This is a genomic window from Bacteroidales bacterium (assembly GCA_018334875.1).
In the GTDB taxonomy this organism is placed as follows: Bacteria; Bacteroidota; Bacteroidia; order Bacteroidales; family UBA12077; genus JAGXLC01.
In genome coordinates, this window is sequence record JAGXLC010000420.1 from 1 (window position 1) to 3560 (window position 3560).

The following is a 3560-nucleotide window of genomic DNA, read 5'->3' on the forward strand; positions in this document are numbered from 1 at the left end:
CGTTACAGGTAATTGCAAAAACATACAACTATGGACAAAATAAACAGAACAACATTATTTCTGATACTGACATTTGTAATCAGCCTTTCATTGGTAGGACTATATAAGTTATTCGGTGGACAGTACGACAACAAAATCAGTGCAACTATTTTGGCAGTTACTTATATGTTTATCCCTATGATTAGTGTTATCCTAGTTGAAAAAGTGATTCACAAAGAAAAATTAAAGCCTAATCTCTTAATTTCGTTTAAAATCAATAAGTGGTTTTTCATTGCGTGGTTAATAACTCCAATTATGAGTTTTGGGACACTTGGCATAAGTTTGTTGTTGCCTGATGTAACTTATAGTCCTGAAATGACAGGGATGGTGAATAGATTTGAAAATATGTTGACACCCGAACAACTGGAGCAAATGAAAAACGCATCGGAGACAATGCCCATTCACCCTATATGGTTGGCTGTTTTACAAGGATTAATTGCAGGTGCTACAATTAATGCCATTGCTGGTTTTGGGGAAGAACTAGGTTGGCGGGGATTTTTACTGAAATCATTTAAAGACATGAATTTTTTGAAGGCATCAATTATTATCGGGTTTATATGGGGAATCTGGCATTCACCGCTAATTTTAATGGGACATAACTATCCTCAACATCCGGAAATTGGAGTATTGATGATGACCATTTGGTGTATTTTACTTACCCCACTTTTCCTTTACTTTACGGTTAAGGCAAAGTCTGTAATAGCTGCAGCAATCATGCACGGAACCCTAAATGCCACGGCAGGAATAGCCATAATGGTGATTGATGGTGGTAACGACCTGTCTGTTGGAATGACTGGTTTAGCAGGATTTATATCTCTGATTGTTGTTTTGGTTCTACTTTTCATCTACGACAACAAAATAAGTAAGGAAAAAATAATGACAAATAAAATAAGCAACTACCTGTAACACGCAATATACGTAAGCCGGGTGATATGGGTAAATTAAACTTTTGTACATTTACTCAAATTCGCAACGATTTGATAAGTTGGAGTATCGAAATCCCGGCCTACGCATATTGCCATCCGTTAGCAGCAATATTAAAAAAATCACGAAAATGGAAAAGCCAAATAAACACAAAAACGAGAAGGAACGACTAAATGCTTTAAATAGTTATTCAATTCTCGATACATTGCAAGAAAAAGAATACGATGATATTACATTTATTGCATCCCAAATCTGTAATACTCCAATTTCATATATAAGTCTAATCGACCATGAAAGACAATGGTTTAAATCAAAAATTGGATTGCAAATCGAAGAAACCCCAAGAGAAATTGCTTTTTGTGCACACACGATTGTAGATGATAAAGAATATATGTTAGTTGAGGATGCAAGAAAAGACTACAGATTCTCAGACAATCCACTTGTCATTGACAAGCCAGGAATTGTATTTTATTTAGGCATTCCACTTAATACCGTGGATAATTATCCTCTTGGGACCTTATGCGTTGTTGATAAAGAGCCAAGAGACTTGAAAGACAACCAAATCAAAATGATGCAAGCTTTGGCAAGACAAACTAATCGATTGCTTGAAGCGAGAAAGAATAATATAGAATTAGATTTGAGGAAAAAAGAATTAGAAGAACGAAATAAATCATTAGATAGTTTTGCAAGAAAGGCCGCCCACGATTTAAAATCACCCTTGAATAACATTGTTCAGTTTGTGGATTTACTAAAAAACGAATTAGAATTAGTTCCTAATGAAAGTATGACAGAACTGTTTAATATAATAGAAAAATCCTCACATAACCTCACTCAGTTGATTGACGGGATATTGAAACATAGTCGAGATTTATCCTTTGACTCAAAGGATAATGTAGAATTTAATGTATTAAAATCCATAGAAGATGTTGTGGCTAATTTCTTTGAAGATTCATTACATAATTTTAATATTAATTATGATATTGATGAAACTTTGTCTATGTATTCAAATTTGATAGCGTTTCAACAGATAATTATAAACTTAATCTCAAATAGTCTGAAATATAATGATAAAGAAAAAACAAACATAAAAATTGGAGCTGTAAGTAAAAGAAATAGTATCGTTTTCAAATTTGAAGACAACGGTATAGGGATAAAAGATGAAGAAATAAAAAATATTTTCAACCTGTATGAAACAACATCCAACATTGACAGATATGGAAATAAAGGAACAGGAATCGGTCTTTCAACAGTTAAAAAAATAATAGAGTTACTTGAGGGTACAATTGAAGTAAAGTCAGAAATTGGAGTTGGAACAATTTTTACATTTTCAATAAAAGGAAGCTAAATAAAGCTGCTAACAGGCTATATACAAAATGCGGGTGTTCTGCTTAGCATCTAGGTTTTGGGGCTTTAGCAACGTTTTATATTGGGGGCTAAGAACGCGTCGCTGTAAATCCCGCACTTTGCATATAGCTATACGTTACAGGCAAGCTTAAAAAACGACACTTACAATAATGAAAATAGACGATAACATAGCAAAAAAATACAATTTGACCGAAGAAGAAATTGCATTGACCATGAGTGGTTATGTACCTTTGACAATTAAAGCGAATGATTTTTTTCTGAAAGAAGGCCAAGTCTGTAATTATATTGGATTTGTAAAAAAGGGATTGCTTCGCTCATTTATTTATGACGACTACGCCAATGAAATTACATCTGATTTTTTTCCCGAAAACACATTAATTATTTCATTCGATAGCTTTAATAACAGAGTACCATCCAAAGAAAATATAAAAGCAATAGAGGATTCAGAATTAATGGTGATTTCTTACGAAAAGCAAAAGGAATTATATGATAAAATACCGGCATGGAATCTTATTTGCAGAGATTTGGCAGATTTTAAAAGCCGTGAAATGATTGAAAGAGCCAATCGTTTTCAAATTATGTCTGCCACAGAGCGCTATCAGGCCTTTTGCAATGAATACCCGGATATATTACAGCGAACGACATTGGGTAGTATTGCATCATATATTGGTGTTGATATTGCCACATTGAGCAGAATCAGAAAGAAGAAATAACCGTTTTTGACTTTTGTCAAACAATCCTTCGGATTATCCGATATACTTTTGCGTCATAATCATTAAACTTAATCGTATGACAGCAACAAAACAAATCAGTATTATCGGAGCTACCGGCAACCTGGGTGTGCCCATTGTAAAAAATCTTGTGTGCCTTGGATATAAAGTACATGCAATTGTGAAAAACCGGGAAAAAGCTAAGGCACTGTTTGGCAAAATGCCGGATGTAAAAATATCCGAAGCCGATTTAAGAGATGTTTCGGCATTAAGAACAGCCCTAAAAGGAACAGCGTATCTGTACCTTAACCTTTCGACCCAAGCTACTCATTTAAACATACCGTTTGCTACTGAACGCGAAGGCGTTGCCAATATTATCGCTGCAACTGATAAAGATTGCATAAAACAAATTATCAGCATATCCGGCTTAGGCGCTTTAGATAATAATCAGGATGCAGGAAAGTTTACCTTTATTCCCAACATTATCCGTAAGCAAGGACATAAATTAATCAAGGAATCCGG

Annotated in this window: 4 protein-coding genes; all 4 read left to right on the forward strand. The window is 34.3% G+C overall.

Going from position 1 to position 3560, the window contains the following annotated elements:
* Positions 1–30 precede the first annotated feature (30 nt).
* Complete coding sequence (locus tag KGY70_19145) at positions 31–945, forward strand: CPBP family intramembrane metalloprotease (GenBank protein MBS3777318.1); 915 nt, start codon at positions 31–33, stop codon at positions 943–945.
* Between the two features lie 148 nt (positions 946–1093).
* Positions 1094–2308, forward strand: coding sequence for a GAF domain-containing sensor histidine kinase (locus KGY70_19150; protein MBS3777319.1), 1215 nt, complete (start codon positions 1094–1096; stop codon positions 2306–2308).
* 169 nt (positions 2309–2477) lie between these two features.
* The gene (locus tag KGY70_19155) at positions 2478–3041 is read left to right on the forward strand and encodes a Crp/Fnr family transcriptional regulator (GenBank protein ID MBS3777320.1); all 564 of its coding nucleotides are present in this window, start codon (positions 2478–2480) and stop codon (positions 3039–3041) included.
* A gap of 76 nt (positions 3042–3117) precedes the next feature.
* The coding region (locus KGY70_19160) for an NAD(P)H-binding protein (protein MBS3777321.1) at positions 3118–3560 on the forward strand (443 nt) is incomplete at its 3' end.

What these genes read in the sequence shown, in the direction of transcription:
- KGY70_19145 (MBS3777318.1), top strand. Translation starts at nt 31, where the DNA reads ATGGACAAAATAAACAGAACAACATTATTTCTGATACTGACATTTGTA.
- KGY70_19150 (MBS3777319.1), top strand. Translation starts at nt 1,094, where the DNA reads ATGGAAAAGCCAAATAAACACAAAAACGAGAAGGAACGACTAAATGCT.
- KGY70_19155 (MBS3777320.1), top strand. Translation starts at nt 2,478, where the DNA reads ATGAAAATAGACGATAACATAGCAAAAAAATACAATTTGACCGAAGAA.